Source organism: Limosilactobacillus vaginalis DSM 5837 = ATCC 49540 (genome assembly GCF_000159435.1).
In the GTDB taxonomy this organism is placed as follows: domain Bacteria; phylum Bacillota; class Bacilli; order Lactobacillales; family Lactobacillaceae; genus Limosilactobacillus; species Limosilactobacillus vaginalis.
On record NZ_GG693522.1, the window covers coordinates 1 to 201 of the forward strand.

Annotated in this window: 1 pseudogene; it reads right to left on the reverse strand. The window is 56.2% G+C overall.

What is annotated here, in order from left to right:
- Nucleotides 1-201: pseudogene (locus HMPREF0549_RS09250) on the reverse strand (IS3 family transposase); the annotation flags it as partial.

Here is a 201-nt window from a genome sequence, read left to right on the forward strand (position 1 = left end):
CTCGAACCCGTCAGAGCACCATCGCTGATTGCTTTCTTTCACGGCCACTCTGCCGGTATGTGCCCGTTTCGATGGCGGTACAGCAGGTTTTCGCTCAAGCAACAGCGCATTCTGGCGCATGATCCGGTAAACACGTTTGGCATTGATCGCAGGCATACCATCAAGTTCTGCCTGTCTGCGAAGCAGCGCCCATACCCGACG